The 15,774-nt window shown below is 30.4% G+C and carries 13 protein-coding genes; 6 read left to right on the plus strand and 7 right to left on the minus strand.

Features of this window, described 5'->3' with window-relative positions; genetic code table 11:
* Positions 1-60: 60 nt before the first annotated feature.
* The 4 genes from ACZ098_RS14160 (at position 61) to ACZ098_RS14175 (ending at position 7,703) form a co-directional block, all read left to right on the plus strand.
* The gene (locus tag ACZ098_RS14160; protein ID WP_487312416.1) at positions 61-2,769 is read left to right on the plus strand and encodes a DNA methyltransferase; all 2,709 of its coding nucleotides are present in this window, start codon (positions 61-63) and stop codon (positions 2,767-2,769) included.
* Positions 2,766-4,433 (plus strand): RNA/DNA-binding domain-containing protein, encoded by a 1,668-nt coding sequence (locus ACZ098_RS14165; RefSeq protein ID WP_487312417.1) that lies wholly within the window; start codon positions 2,766-2,768, stop codon positions 4,431-4,433. The genes ACZ098_RS14160 and ACZ098_RS14165 overlap by 4 nt, the downstream gene beginning before the upstream one ends.
* Positions 4,434-4,600: 167 nt before the next feature.
* Complete coding sequence (locus tag ACZ098_RS14170; protein ID WP_487312418.1) at positions 4,601-6,535, plus strand: DEAD/DEAH box helicase; 1,935 nt, start codon at positions 4,601-4,603, stop codon at positions 6,533-6,535.
* Positions 6,528-7,703, plus strand: coding sequence for a GIY-YIG nuclease family protein (locus ACZ098_RS14175; RefSeq protein WP_487312419.1), 1,176 nt, complete (start codon positions 6,528-6,530; stop codon positions 7,701-7,703). Before ACZ098_RS14170 ends, ACZ098_RS14175 begins: the two co-directional genes overlap by 8 nt.
* 150 nt (positions 7,704-7,853) lie before the next feature.
* On the opposite strand, the gene ACZ098_RS14180 is transcribed toward ACZ098_RS14175, so the two are convergent.
* Positions 7,854-8,561, minus strand: coding sequence for a hypothetical protein (locus ACZ098_RS14180; RefSeq protein WP_487312420.1), 708 nt, complete (start codon positions 8,559-8,561; stop codon positions 7,854-7,856).
* Positions 8,561-9,493 (minus strand): hypothetical protein, encoded by a 933-nt coding sequence (locus ACZ098_RS14185; RefSeq protein WP_487312421.1) that lies wholly within the window; start codon positions 9,491-9,493, stop codon positions 8,561-8,563. Before ACZ098_RS14185 ends, ACZ098_RS14180 begins: the two co-directional genes overlap by 1 nt.
* A 204-nt stretch (positions 9,494-9,697) precedes the next feature.
* Here ACZ098_RS14185 and ACZ098_RS14190 point away from each other — a divergent pair, with 204 nt between their 5' ends.
* Complete coding sequence (locus ACZ098_RS14190) at positions 9,698-9,964, plus strand: hypothetical protein (RefSeq protein WP_487312422.1); 267 nt, start codon at positions 9,698-9,700, stop codon at positions 9,962-9,964.
* A 757-nt stretch (positions 9,965-10,721) separates the two neighbouring features.
* Here ACZ098_RS14190 and ACZ098_RS14195 read toward each other — a convergent pair.
* Positions 10,722-11,525 (minus strand): hypothetical protein, encoded by an 804-nt coding sequence (locus tag ACZ098_RS14195; protein ID WP_487312423.1) that lies wholly within the window; start codon positions 11,523-11,525, stop codon positions 10,722-10,724.
* Between the two features lie 96 nt (positions 11,526-11,621).
* Here ACZ098_RS14195 and ACZ098_RS14200 point away from each other — a divergent pair, with 96 nt between their 5' ends.
* The gene (locus ACZ098_RS14200) at positions 11,622-12,113 is read left to right on the plus strand and encodes a thermonuclease family protein (protein WP_487312424.1); all 492 of its coding nucleotides are present in this window, start codon (positions 11,622-11,624) and stop codon (positions 12,111-12,113) included.
* 106 nt (positions 12,114-12,219) lie between these two features.
* Here the strand turns inward: ACZ098_RS14200 and ACZ098_RS14205 are convergent, their stop codons facing one another.
* From ACZ098_RS14205 to ACZ098_RS14220, 4 genes are all read right to left on the minus strand, one after another.
* A complete protein-coding gene (locus ACZ098_RS14205) occupies positions 12,220-13,179 on the minus strand; it encodes a hypothetical protein (RefSeq protein ID WP_487312425.1) in 960 nt (319 codons plus the stop codon).
* Positions 13,180-14,151, minus strand: coding sequence for a DGQHR domain-containing protein (locus ACZ098_RS14210; RefSeq protein ID WP_487312426.1), 972 nt, complete (start codon positions 14,149-14,151; stop codon positions 13,180-13,182). It abuts the gene before it with no gap.
* Positions 14,152-14,411: 260 nt separating this feature from the next.
* Positions 14,412-15,017, minus strand: coding sequence for a hypothetical protein (locus ACZ098_RS14215; protein WP_487312427.1), 606 nt, complete (start codon positions 15,015-15,017; stop codon positions 14,412-14,414).
* Between the two features lie 177 nt (positions 15,018-15,194).
* Positions 15,195-15,617, minus strand: coding sequence for a hypothetical protein (locus tag ACZ098_RS14220; protein WP_487312428.1), 423 nt, complete (start codon positions 15,615-15,617; stop codon positions 15,195-15,197).
* Positions 15,618-15,774 lie beyond the last annotated feature (157 nt).

Here is a 15,774-nt window from a genome sequence, read left to right on the forward strand (position 1 = left end):
TTTTTAGCAATTCATAATCGATTGTGTTTTTATTAATTACAATCATTACCTAAAGTTACAATGAACATTGCTCAAATAGAACAAAACCTTAAAAATCTGCTGCTTAACTTCAATAAAGAAACTTTTATTTATGAGTTTCTTTTGGCTTATGGTTTGCCCAAATCGTCAATAACATTATTGCAAAAAGGCAATCTTAACCTATCCAAAGTAGAAGGAGAAATTTCGTGGAAAGAAAAAGTTTTTTTCAAACCTGTTTTCAATCAAGATTTGCACGCTGTTATTACACAAATGCAATCCCAAGTTAAAAACAAGCAACGCTTTGTAATTGTAACCGATTTTAAAATTCTGCTTGCCATAGACACCAAAACCAACGATAGTTTGGATATTGATTTTATGGCATTAAACAAGCATTTTGATTTCTTTATGCCGTGGGCTGGAATAGAAAAAGCAACCCACAAAAAAGAAACCGAAGCCGATGTAAGAGCAGCCGAAAAAATGGCAAAGCTTTTTGACGAAATCAAAAAAGACAATCCAGACAATTCTCCTGATTTTATTCACGGATTAAATGTGTTTCTTTCAAGATTATTGTTTTGTTATTTTGCTGAAGATACCGAGATATTTACAAAAGATTTATTTTCACATTCTATAAAAAACCATACTCAAACAGATGGAAGCGATTTAGCCGATTATCTCGATAAATTGTTCACTGTAATGAACTTGCCTCCAAATGATAAAGCAAGATTGGCGTTACCAGATTACCTACAAAAATTTCCTTATGTAAATGGTGGTTTGTTCGCCAAACCTATAAAATCGCCAAACTTTACACGCCGAAGTCGTCAAGCTTTATTAGATAGTGGTAGCGAAAATTGGAGTAAAATAAACCCAGATATTTTTGGTTCGATGATACAAGCCGTTATCACACCCGAGCATCGTGGCGGTTTGGGTATGCACTACACCAGTGTGCCAAATATTATGAAACTCATAGAACCTTTGTTTTTGAATGAGTTGTATGAAAATTATCTAAAAAATTTAAAAAATTTAAAAAATCTAAATGAACTTCTCAAACGCATTTGGAACATCAAACTCTTTGATCCAGCTTGTGGATCGGGCAATTTTTTGATTATTGGTTACAAAGAATTGCGGAAGTTAGAAATGCACATTTTTAAGGCAATTGATACCATAAACGGCACCTATAGCAACCAGTTTTCGGGCATTATGCTCAACAATTTTTATGGTATTGAGCTAGACGATTTTGCTCACGAAATTGCCACACTCTCGCTTTGGCTGGCAGAACACCAAATGAACCAAGAATTTAAAACCCAGTTTGGTCGCTCCAAACCTGCCTTGCCTTTGATGCAAACAGGGTCTATTGCTCACGGAAACGCCACCAGATTGGATTGGGAAATGGTTTGTCCAAAGAAAAAAGACGATGAAATTTATATTTTAGGAAATCCGCCTTACTTGGGTTTTAGAAATTGGGATGATGTTCAAAAAGAAGATATGGAATTGATTTTTAATTCTATGGGTAATGTCAAAAGATTAGATTATATTGGATGTTGGTTTAAAAAAGGAACAGATTATATAAAAAATATTAATGGAAAATATGCTTTTGTTTCTACTAACTCTATTTGTCAAGGAGAACAAGTAAGTTTATTATGGCCATATGTTTTTTCTAATAATCAAGAAATTAGTTTTGCTCACACATCTTTTAAGTGGGATAACAATGCTAAAAGTGTTGCAGGTGTAACTTGTGTTATTGTAGGTATTCAAAATTTTCAAAGTAACGAGAAAAAAATCTTTTCCAATAACGTTATTTTAAAGGTAAAAAATATTAATCCTTACCTTTTAGATGCTAGTAATATTTTTATTAGTCAACGAACAGATGCAATTTCAAATTTACCAGAAATGGCATTAGGAAGTAGTAGTATTGATGGTGGTTTTTTAATTTTAAGTCCAGAAGAGAGATTAAAGTTTATTTCAGAAGATGCTTTATCAGAGGAATTTATTAAACCTTATATTGGCGGAAATGATTTTTTAAATGGTTTAGAAAGGTATTGTATTTGGATTGATGATGATAAAATTGAAAAGGGTTATAAAATTTCTTCAATTAAAAGTAGAATAGATAAGTGCAGAGAATATAGAATTGGAGCAGGACGAGATGCAAAAAAAGCAGCAGAGGTTCCACATAGATTTTTTTATCGTAAATATAAAAATGAAAATTCAATTGTTTTACCATTTACAAGTTCTGAAAATCGAGAATATTTGCCTGTTGGTTATAAAAATCCAGGCACAATTATTAGTAATGGATTATTTGTTATTTATAATTCAGAACCATTAATTTTTGGGCTATTAAGTTCTAAAATACATAATGTTTGGACTAAAACAATTTCAGGTAAGTTAGAAACAAGAATTAGATATTCTGTAAATTTAGTTTACAATAATTTCCCATTTCCACCCATTTCTAAATCTCAAAAAGAAGAATTGGAGCAATGTGTTTTCAGAATATTAGAAGAACGAGAAGCCCACAGCGAAAAAACATTAGCACAATTGTATGATCCCGAAAAAATGCCCGATGGTTTGCGAGAAGCGCATAGATTAAACGACTTGGCTGTAGAACGATGTTATAGAAGCAAACCTTTTGACACCGACGAAGAACGTTTAGAATATTTGTTTAAATTGTATGAACAAATGATAGCAGAAGAAAATGAAAAAGGAACATTGTTTGAAAGTGAGAAGAAAGCCAGTAAGAAAAAAACAAAAGCGAAATGACAAATACCGAACTTATAGAACTAATTGACGAATTAAGAGCCTTACCCAAAGAGAACGAATGGGTAGAGTTCAAATCTGGCAATGCTACTACTAACGATAAGATAGGACATTATATTTCTGCTATTTCCAATGCAGCTTGTATTAACAATCAAGCTTTTGGTTATTTTGTTTTTGGTATCGACGATGCTACTCATAATGTTGTAGGCACAAACTTTAAACTAAAGAATAAAAAAGAAGGAACACAAGAGCTTGAATTGTTTTTGCGTCAATATTTGCATCCTTCAGTTCGTTTCAATCATTTTGTTTGTCAGTATGATGCCAAACACTATTTAGAAATTTTTAGAATTCCTGCTGCAAAAGCAGAACCTACACATTTCAAAAAAATACCTTACATTCGTTTTGATAGTAGTCTAACCGATTTAAGAAACTTTCCAGAGTTTGTAAAAGCAATTTATAATTCCGAAGAAGATTGGTCCGCAAACTGTATTGAAAATGCAACCATCGATGATTTAGATCCAGATGCTATATCAAAAGCAAAAGACAAGTTTAAAGAAAAAAATGCCGGAACACCCATTTATGATAAAATAGACGATTGGGATGCTAAAACATTTCTTGACAAAGCTAAAATCACAATTGGAGGTAAAATTACTAATACTGCTATAATACTTTTAGGAAAACCCGAAGCATCACATTACATTTCTCCATCGGTAGCACAAATCACTTGGAAATTAGATACCGAAGAAAAAGCCTATGAACATTTTGACATTCCTTTGTTTGTGAGTATCAACGATATACTAAAGAGAATTAGAAACGTAAAGTATAAGTTTTTTCCAGACAATCAATTGCTCTCTACCGAAGTAAATAAATACGATACCAAAGTAATTTTAGAAGCATTAAATAATTGTATTGCACATCAAGATTACAGCCACAATTCTAGAATAGTCTTGACTGAACAAGTGAATAAACTAATATTCTCTAATCAAGGTGGTTTCTTTGAAGGCACAGCCGAAGATTATACAACAGGAGAAAAAACACCCAAAAAATACCGCAATCGTTGGTTGGTTAATGCAATGGTCAATTTGAATATGATTGATACAATGGGTTATGGCATTTATAGAATGTACGTTGAGCAACGTAAAAGATTTTTCCCATTGCCAGATTATACAAAATCAACAAGAGATAATGTTGTATTAGAGATTTACGGTCACACCATAGATGAAAATTATTCTAAATTGTTGATTGAGAAAAAAGATGATTTAAGTTTAACCGAAGTAATACTTTTAGATAAGGTTCAGAAACATTTGCCAATCAATGATGAAGCAGCTAAATTATTAAAGAAAAAAGAACTCATTGAAGGTAGAAAACCAGATTATTACATTTCAGCGACAATTGCAGAATTAACAGGGCAAAAAGCGAATTATACCAAAAACAAAGGATTAGATAAAGATGTTTATAAAGGATTTATAATTCAGCACATAAAAAATCACGGCTTTGCAACTCGTGAAGAAATTAATACATTATTATTTGCAAATTTGCCTGACTATAAAAATGAAAAGCAAAGAAAAATTTATATAAACAATATTATTCAAGAAATGGCAGCTACTACTATTGAGAATACTGGTAGTAGGATCAAGTCTAAATGGGTATTAAAAAAAATTAAATAAAAATTAATAATATTAAATATAAATATTAAATAATACAAAGCAAAAATGCTGTTATGTGTTGTTTTATATAGGTTTATGAGTGTTTAGTTATTTAATTGTATGTTTTAAAAATATTAAATAAAAAAATCATTTTATTAAAGAATATCAACCACCAACAAATAATAAATATGCCAGATATAGTAAATGTAAGCTACAACCAAACAGGAGAAAGCACCAAAATAAATACAATGGGAATGCGTGAAATGCAAACTCGGGCTTTTGCTTCTCGTGATGCACAATATTTATTGCTAAAAGCACCACCAGCTTCAGGTAAATCTCGTGCTTTAATGTTCTTGGCATTAGATAAATTGGTTAATCAAGGTATTAAAAAAGTTATAGTTGCTGTTCCGGAACGTTCGATAGGAAGTTCATTTTCTGCTACTGATTTAAAAAAAGATGGTTTTTTTGCCAATTGGGAACCTAATGACATATACAACCTTTGTACTCCAGGCGATGATGGTAGTAGTAGCAAAGTAAAAGCATTCCATAATTTTATGGATAATGATGAAAAAATATTAATTTGTACACACGCCACTTTACGTTTTGGTTGTGAGGGTTTAGACGAAACAAAATTCAACAATACATTACTTGCAATAGATGAATTTCATCACGTTTCTGCCGATGTAAACAATAAGTTGGGAGAACGTTTAAAAGCTATAATGAACAAATCTACAGCGCATATAATTGCTATGACAGGTTCCTACTTTCGTGGAGATAGTGTGCCAATTCTAACACCAGAATATGAAAGAAAATTTACACCAGTAACTTATAATTATTACGAACAATTAAATGGTTACAACTACCTTAAATCATTAGGGATTGGTTATCATTTCTATACAGGACAATATACAACAGCAATTCTTGATGTTTTAGATACTAACAAGAAAACAATTATTCATATTCCAAATGTAAATTCAGGCGAAAGTACCAAGCAAAAACACGACGAAGTTAATTTTATTATAGATGCTATTGGCGATGTGGTTAAACAAGACAGTCAAACAGGCGTTATTGAAATAAAAAGACATAGCGATGGTAAACTACTCAAAGTAGCTAATTTGGTTGAAGATACTTCTAAAGAAAGAGATAAAATAGTAAACTACTTGCGCGATATAAAATCTATTGATGATATGGATATTATCATTGCGTTAGGTATGGCAAAAGAGGGTTTTGATTGGCCATTTTGTGAACACGCTTTAACGGTTGGTTATAGAGGTTCATTAACAGAGATTATTCAAATTATTGGCAGATGTACTCGTGATAGTGATAATAAATCTCACGCACAATTTACAAATCTTATTGCAAGTCCAGACGCTATTCGTGATGATGTTAAAGTAGCTACTAACAATATGCTAAAAGCCATTACAGCATCGTTATTGATGGAACAAGTATTAGCACCAAATTTTAAATTCAAAACCAAAGTTGATAATGATGATGCCGAAGTAAAGCCGGGCGAAATCAAAATAAGAGGTTTTAAAGAGCCAAGTTCAAAAAGAGTTAAAGATATTATTGAAGCCGATTTGAATGACTTAAAAGCTACTATTCTACAAGATGATAGAATGATAAAAGCAATGCCAGGTAATATTGATCCCGAAGTAATCAACAAAGTTTTAATACCAAAAATCATAAGAGTTAAATATCCAGATTTATCAGACGAAGAAATAGAAGAAATACGTCAATATGTTGTAGTAGATGCAGTAATAAAAAACGGTACAATTAAAGAAGTTGGCGACCAAAGATTTATTACAATGGCTGATAAATTTGTAAATATTGATGATATAAATATTGATTTGATAGATAGAATTAATCCTTTTCAGAAAGCTTTTGAAATCCTTTCGAAATCGGTTACAACCAAAGTATTAAAAATTATTCAAGATACCATTCAAGCTACAAGGTTTACAATGGATTTTGAAGAAGCAGCAATTTTGTGGCCACAAATAACAGAATTCAAAAAGTTATATAACAAAGAACCTAGCTTAACTTCTAATAATCCATTAGAAAGAAGAATGGCAGAGTGTATAATTTATTTGAAAGAAGAAAAAAGAAAACGATTAGCAAATGGATAAACAAAAAGTACTTGATGCTATTTTTAATGATGATGAGTTTGATATTTTAAATGTCAAGCCCAAAGTTTCTAGTGCAAAAAACGAAGAAGAAAGATTATTAGCATCGTTTGCAGAAATTAACGAGTTTGTATCAAAAAATAATAAAGAACCACAAGCCAACCCAAGCAATATAGCAGAGTTTCAACTCTATTCAAGATTAAAAAAAATTAGAGAAAATACAGAGAAAACGGCATTGCTAGAAAATCAAGATGTACACGGATTATTAAGCATCGAAAAAAAGGAGATTAATTCATTAGAAGATATTTTTAATGGTGATGCTTTCGATTTGTTAGATGATGATACTGATTTATTTGATTTTAAACATACTCCAAAAGACTATGATAGAGCAGCAACGGATTTTGTAGCAAGAAGAAAACCGTGTAAAGATTTCCATAAATACGAGCCGTTTTTCAAACAAGTTCAAAAAGATTTAGTTGAAGGTAAAAGAAAAATTGTTGAGTTTAACGAAAACCATCAAAATGAAGGTCGATATTTTATTCATAACGGTATTCTTTTATTGTTAGAAAAAACAATTGATGTCAAAAAAGATAAATTCGGAAAATTAGACGGACGAACCAAAATAATATTTGAAAACGGAACCGAATCTAATATGAAATTGCGTTCGTTATTCAAAAATTTATTTACAAACGGACAGAGCATCACCGACGATTTGACCAAAGTAAATGAAAATTTCATAGAAAAGTTTAGCAACATTACTGAAGAAGATGAAGAAGCGGGATTTATTTATGTATTAAAATCTAAAACTAAAGATGAAAGAATACTAGCAATAGATAATTTATTTAAAATTGGATATTCTAAAGATACAGTTGAAGAGAGAATTAAAAATGCCGAAAAGGACCCAACATATTTAATGGCACAAGTAAGAATTATCACTACTTGGAAATGTTACAATATGAACCCACAGAAGCTTGAACAATTATTGCACAACTTCTTTGGTAAAGCGTGTCTAAATATTGATGTTTTCGATGAAAATAAAAAACGTCACACACCAAGAGAATGGTTTATAGCACCTATCGAAGTAATTGAACAAGCCATTGAGTTAATAATTAGCGGTGAAGTTGTAGATTATAAATACGATGAATTGAATTTCGTTATTGTAAAAAGATAAATATTAATAATAAAAGCAGGGGTGGGTTGTCATAATAAAAGATATTCTACTTCAAAAGAATTAGCAAATTTTGAAACTAATGCAAGAAAAAAATAAAATTGGTTTGGATTGCGAAAGCCCTATTGAGCCGTCAGAATATAAAAAAATAAGCTATAAAAGTCTTTTTGTTTGTAAAGTCATTTCTACGGTAGGTTTTATATAATCTATACTTTCTTTTGTAATAGGTAACAAATCACAAAAACCAGAACTTGTTAGTTCGGATGGTAAAATTCTTTTAAAATACTTTTCTTTAATTTCTTCAATTCTTTGAGGATATTTTTCTTTTAAACTTTCTAATTGATATTCGTAAAACTCACTATTTTTCAACTTATAATCCTCTAGGCTATTAATATCCCAGCCGTCAAAGTCAATATAATTAGAACTATTTAAATAACCTTGAATAACTTTTATACAAAAACCAACACAAGTAGTTACATCATTAAATTCTGTTTCAGTAAAATAATTGCCATTAATGTCATAATATGAACCATCAAAAAGAAAGCCAAATTCAGGCTTCGACTCTTCACAAATTATTTCACAATGAGCTTTAAAATTTATAATGAAATCATCCTCTCCTTCAAAAATAACAAGTTTATTTAGCAAAAACCATTCATTTATATCATTTGAATTTTCAATTTTAACAGTCGAACCATCAAAATGAAATAAAACTAATTCATTGTTTAAAGAAATAAATATTCCGCTATGATGTCCATAACCATTTTCATCTAATTCTATTCCAATAGCAATAAAATCCTCATTGGTATCACATTCTTGTATTTTAAAAATATGTTCAGGTATGTTATTTAAATTAATATTCATTACAATACCTTTCTTTTTGTTTTAACTTCAATCAATTCTTCTATAGTTTTCAACAAATCGCTTATATCATTATTATCTTTAAATGGTTTAGAAATCAACAATATTGATCTTAATCTATTAACATCGGCTGTTTCATTACAAAACATTTTAATAAATTTTCTACTTTCTTTAAATTTTCCATCTGAAAAGTATGATTTCAATTTATAATGAATATGTTTCAATGGTTCAGTTCCAGACATAGAATTATTTTCTCTTATGAAATCTTTAAAATTTCCATAAAAGTCATCTTGATTTGCATTGTAAATATCGCAAAATTCGTATGTCATTTTATTATTTGAATTTAATTTTCCCCAAGCAGATATTTTTACTTCCTTATATAGAAATTTGCCAACTTCTATTGCTTGATCTTCTTTACATTTAATCTTATACTTTGTTCCATTTTGTTCAATATGAAAATTTGGTATTTTTCCACCACTTTCATAAAGTTTGCCTTTAAAAAAATCTATGTTAAAAATGTGTTTTATTACTTTTCTTTCTCTTCTTTGCTTAAATTTTTTTTCAAATAAATTAATTATTGGTACTTCAACATTTAATTTATTTGTATAAACTGCTTTGAACTTAAAGTTGCTGTTTTGTAATTTGTCTTGAACTATTAACAAATTTGAAACATAATCATTACTTCTGTCATCATCTTCATTTACAACTTTTAGCATATTATCGTAAATTATTTCAGCATCATCAATTGTACAACAAGCGCTACCAGTTCGTATACCTATTTTTATATTAGGATTGTTTTCAGTTTCAGCTATTTTTGTAAAAGCCTGGACTATATCTAATAATATTTTCGCAGCATCCAATGACATATTATCTAACTCAATATTTGAGCCATCAGGATACTTATCTAATATTATTTCTATTTTTTCTTTTGACATTTCTAATAAAAAACTGTGTAAATATAAAAAGTATTTGCATAATTAGTCTATTTCACTACTTTTTGTTTATTATTTAAAAAGAGAATAAATAGCCATTACCTCATTCATCTGCACAAAAATCGCTCCTAGTCCAAGTATTCCTAGAATCAATTCTTTGTTTGCTTCATTTCGTTAATATGATAAGGAAAGTAAATAAAAAAAAATATGAACGCTATCGCTGACCTTTTTGCACCCACCCAAGCCAACGCTCTGCCAACGCTCACAGGGTTTTGGCTTTCCCAACGCATAAACAGCACTTTATTTTTTTATAAACCTTTATTATTGTTTTTTTTGTTTTATAAAAAAAGTAAAGAGCTGTTTTCCAACCCTCGAAGCCAAAACCCTTCCCAAGCTATTTTACATAATGAAGGCAACATTATAGTTCAAGCCCACGAACACCGATGGGCTCGAAACTATAATTTCATTATGTAAAATAGCCGCCACACCAGCCGCACCCACCCAAAAGCGGTAAAGTATTTGCATTGTTTATTGAAGATGCCATTACATATCCGTACAACATTTGTTATAATTAGAAACTATCTATTTCGCAAGAACAATCAGGCATCCTCAATAATCAAATTTGCCCACAAGAGTATAGTTTTTTATTTGTCAGACGTTTAGTAGTAAATTGCTTTTAAGCTGTCTTGATGCTACTCAATAATAAAGAAGCATTCAATAAAATAAGAAAACATATTTTCAAAAGAAGAAACGAAGCACCAAGCCAACAATAAAAGCAATCAGAACATCCCGATAAGCAAATAAAAAACTATACCCTTGTTTCGCTACTGCCAGCGCACTAGGTAAGTACAGTTGGGGAAATCTTCCATTTCCCCAAACCCCATAGGATGCAATTTTTTTTAAACGAATGCCACAACATTTGATTTTCAATTGAAACCGACGTAGGGCATTCGTTTAAAAAAAACAGCTCAAGTTGAAGTCTTATCGGAATGGTCTTTTTTAATCGGAATGTTATGGATTTATTTGTGTTTGTGGAATTGATAAAAAAACAATTATTCTTTTTTGATTTAGACTTTTATTACCACTTCTAAACAAAGAATTGATTAATGGATATTTAATACATATTCCATACATATTTAATACATAAGTTACCATTATATAGAAAATCTATAATTTGAGAATAAAAAAAGCCCAATCGAAAGAAAGGGCTTAATTTTGAATTTGAAATCTACTAAAATAAATCTTGTATTTTCATTGCGTTTCCTGCATTAAACAAATAATAGTTTGAGCCAACTTGTTGGTAAAACTCAATTCCAATACTTCCAATTGCAGTTACATTTGTATTCATTGTTGGAGCATTTGGTAACGTGGCAGTTACTGTTAGTGGAGTAGTAGCAACATCGACAGGTGTGTAAGCTGAATAAGCAATGTTTGAAAGTTCATTTAAATCAGTATCGGCAGCTTCATAAGCACCAGTAGTTGGATTGAATACGAAATCTGCAATAACTGAAATTGCATTGATAATTCTAAAATGTGTTGCTCCTGATGGAACACTAATAAAATTAGCAGGATTAAACGAAGGAATAGTTAAAACACTTTCATTTCTATCTACATTAGGAGTTAATGAGTAGGGAGCTGAAAAAACACCATTAAATGAAATGTTACGGTTAAAATCTAAACCTTTCAAATATTGAGGTTGTTGCGAAACTAATACTGCTCTTTGTCCTCTTGCTTCAGAACCATCTTCAATATTGATCTTTTTCATAATTGCAGTTAATCGACCTGTCAATTGATTATCTGCCATTTGTTTCATTAATGAAGATAAACCAACTCTTACTGATTTACCTGCATTGGCACAAGCTCCAAATTCGCTCATATTTTCACGAGTACGAATAAAGCCAGGTGCAGTTTTTACTTGCTCGGCGGTTGGACCACCTTTTAGACCAGCAAAGTAACCATCATTTCCTTTGATTTTGAAGTGTCTAACTTCTCCGAGTGTGCCGACATACTTAATGTGACCTTTTTGTTTTGCCATCTGTTGTGTGTTTTTTGATTGATGAATATTTTTTTTTAATATTGTAAAAATAAAACATAAAACATTATAAATCAAGTAGTTAAATAAAGTAAAACAATGCAAATAAACGCAAAAGAAAATATTATTATAAAAAATCATCTGAAAATTAAAAAAGTTGTTGATGGTGATGGATTAATTGTTGAAAATATTTTTAATAATCAAGAATTTGAAATTAGATTTTTAGGGATTGATGCTCCAGAGTTAAAACCTTGTAGAAAATTAACCCAAGATGAAAGAGAAACACATTTAGCTGCACAATTTTTAATGGAGTTAGGCAGAAAATCTTTAAAATATCTATTGGAAATTGCACCACCAAATACAAATGTTTCAATTTTAGTGGAAACAGAAAACGAAATTGATTTATATGGAAGAACTTTAGCTTATGTTTTTCTAGAAGATGGTTCCTGTTTAAATGAAATTATGATACAGGAAGGATTTGCAAAGCCATATAGTCGCTATTTCTGTTATGAATTATCAAAGTATCAAATGCTAAATTTAACCGCTAAAAACGAGCAAAAAGGACTATTTGCATTTTCAAAAAATTGGTAGAGTATTATAGTTAAGAATGTTGTACCTATGTTGTACCTATTTTAAAATATTACATAAAACATCAGTAAAAACAATACTTAAAAAAGGTTAAAACACTAAACAGCTGTTAGGCGATGTTAATTATTTTTGAATAGCCTGAATTTAAAAAAGAACTTCCCATGGAACATCTCTTAGACATATCCTCACTAATTTTTTTAGAAAGCCCTATAATGAACTGACAAGTGTTAGAAAATCGTACTATTTCTCTTCCCGTTAAATTTGATAATTCGATTTTATTAATATCGCCCTTCCATGCACTTAGATTCCGAATTATAAAGTCTAAATCATTTTTATGAAGTGTATATGGATGCCAAACCCCATACAAATGTTTATAGTTTAAGTCATTTCTTATTCTTGATAACCAACTGTAATTGTTTGAACCAACATAACATAAATTATTTATTAAATCATCTAGTTGTTTTGTAAATAATTGAATATCTGTTGATGTATTTTTAGCCAAACAATCGGTACTAATAAATTTAATCTTTTCTCCAAAAATTTTCCAAAGGGCAACGTGTGATCCACCATCATCATTAATTTTTATTTTTTTGCAACTTACGGATTTAGTATTATCAGCATAATCTACTAAATAATAGCCACCTTGTACATTTATACCATTTAAGTTACCATATAAATCAGCAATACTTTTTACTTTTTTTATGCCATCACTATCAAATTGTGACAATGAATTTCCTAAAAATCTTAGTATTAAATGCGCAGAGTAAAATGCGGAATAATATTGCTTAATTAAAAGCCAGCTGATTGATTTTGGTAAAATGTCCAAATTGTCAATTTTAATTATACTTTCTAATGATGAAGTACAAAATCTATTGCAATCTTTTGATATTGGATTTAAGAATAGAGATCTTTCATTTAAATCAAGAGTGAATTCATCTTCCTTTACTTGGTTTCTTATTTGATAATCTTTTCCTTCTTTTATCCAATCATTAAATGTTACCGCATTATTTACAGTAATGTTATTAAGACCATGAGCCCAATATGTTCTAAAAATATCTTCTATATACATCTATAAAACAAAGTCCGTTTTTAAACAGTCAATTAAATAAGCTGATAAATCTTTGTAGCTATTCCCCGGTTTTGATAATTTACTTGGTTTTATTTTTGAAAAAAGTGGACTTAAAATTTCATTAAAAGAATCAATTCTATAATTTGAATATTTGTCTTTCGTTCTTTGTGCTACATGTGGAAAAATTGAAATAATTGATTTAAAAACTGTAGAATTTGTCATTGAATTTTCCAAATTTAATCTTTTTAAACCATTGTAAAAAGCTCCAACATACGCATTACAAATTTCATAAATTTCTTCGGATTCTTTATCTCCAAAATTTTTGACGATCGATGTGAATGCTTGATTAAAAGTAACTCTAGATATTTTTGTTCTTGATTTTTGTGCTGGACTTGTTAGACCCAATAAAAAACTATCAGATTCTTCATGAAATAAATCAAATATTTCTCGTAATAATAATTCAGAATTGTTTTCATATTCAGCAAGATTTTTTATGTCAAATAATAACTCATTCGGAACTGGTTTTTGGCTTGTATTTATATCAATAAAAATTCTTGTTTCATCTCTTTTAGATAGATTATTATAAATTACAACTGGCACTCTAACTGATGTAAGTGCCATAGAAAAACCAAAAACTCTATGTTGACCATCTAGTATTAAAAAACTTTTAGGATTATCTTTAAATTTAATTGTTTTTCCTCCTCCAATAATTTCAAGTTCTGCTTCTGGCTGAGCAGACAAGATGATTGCAGTTGGAATTGTCCCCATGCCTTTATCTATGTATTCAGCAATTTTTTCTGCTCTGTCTTTATCAAGTAATCTTTGAAAACCATCGACGGGATTTGCATCTCGTGATGAAACAAAGCAAGTTTTTGCAAGAACATCTGACGGCATTGTTAAGGTATAAAATCTATGTTCGCCTTGCGTAACTAAACTAATTGAAAATTTATGGTCTATAACTGGATCTTCCATTTTTTATATTTCTTAATTCTGCTAATATATGAAAATATTCTAATTTTATCGGTTTGCATTTAAATAGCGCCTAACTATATAATGTCCGTTACAAGTAGGTGCTTTTCTTCCACACAAACATATAAAATAATCCCCACAAAAAACCACGTAAAACTACCTGATTTTCAACAAAGTTATAACCAAATTTTTATACTTCGTTTGTGTCTTTTTGCATTAAAAAATAGCGTTTCAGCTTGTTACAGTGCGATTTAGGTTTCTTTCTATGGCATTCGGGTGTAATTGTATTCCGAGTTGCCGCAGACTATTTCAGTTCGTCCGTTTTCAACTTCTTCGCCAATCATGAATTGTTTCAAAATTTGTCTTTCTTCAATAAAATAAAATTTCCAGAGCGTTTTATCAGAAAAAACAAATTCAAACGCCAGATTTCGATAATCCCTAACTTTTGTAAAAACCGATTTTTCAACTTTGGTTAAAGTCATTGTATTTGTTTTCACGTCCAAGTCGTAAAAGGAAAATTGGTCTTCGTCTATGAACAACAATTTTTGTATGCCGTTGTCTTTTACTGCTTCAAATCCCCAATTCGAACCGCTTTCTTTCAAGATCCATTTACCCATAATTTTCTTGCGAATGTTTTGCTGTGCAAAGGGTAGAAGTGAATCGGCTTTTTTTAGGGCAATGCGGCTTAATTCGTTTTTTTTATACCCGTGAACAAAGTTAAATTCATTGCAAGCATATTCGTATTCTTTGTTTTTTAAAGCTGCCATTGCTTCTCGGTATCTTTTTTCCTGATAGCCTTCTTGTCCATATTCTTGAGCAAAACTGTCTGAAAAAAATAACGAAATACTAACAATTAGGAATCTTTTCATAGTTATTTGGTGTGTTGTTGTTACTTTATGTGGCTAACGTTCCGAGTACTTATGTCGTTGCAATTGTATTAGATTGCCCACTGTAAATGAATAGCACGAGACAAGCTTACAATTCAATTTGAAACCCAATTTCTTATACTGCTGTTGCGCGCCTTTTAGTAGTAGCCTTTTTTCAATTTAATCTTCCATTAGACCAAATCCTTCGGGTACTTTTTTGGAATTTACCTTGTTGTAAGGCCAAATGTAAATCGTTGTAACAATTTTAAAATCAGTGTCTAATAAATTGTATTCATCAATGGGTGTGCTCACAATACTGCTTCGCATGGAACCCGTTCGATTCCAAGTATACTGAGAAGCACCCGGTTGTATATAAATTAATTTATCTAAGTATTTTCGGGATTCAGCAACACTGGTTACCAGTATCGGATTGTCTTTCGAAAAGCCAAATTCACCGCTATGATTGGGCAATTCGTCTAGTTCGGTGCCTTCTTCATCTTTAATCTTTTGTATCATGGCTTCCATTTCGGCCATAAAATCTGTCGGATTGCTATCATCCGACGCTTTGGTTGTTTTTTTTCGGAATAAATCAAATAGTCCCATTGTATTTTGTTTAGGTGGTTTTTAAATGGATTGCACTGTTTTTGGGCTGTAGGATGTGGCGGTCAACTAACCACAGACCTTTACAAATATAACCAAAACTTTATAGTAAATATCTTTATTGTTTAGATTGATTTTGTGCTTCGTTATTTTTGAAATG

This window comes from Flavobacterium sp. SP2, assembly GCF_057626655.1.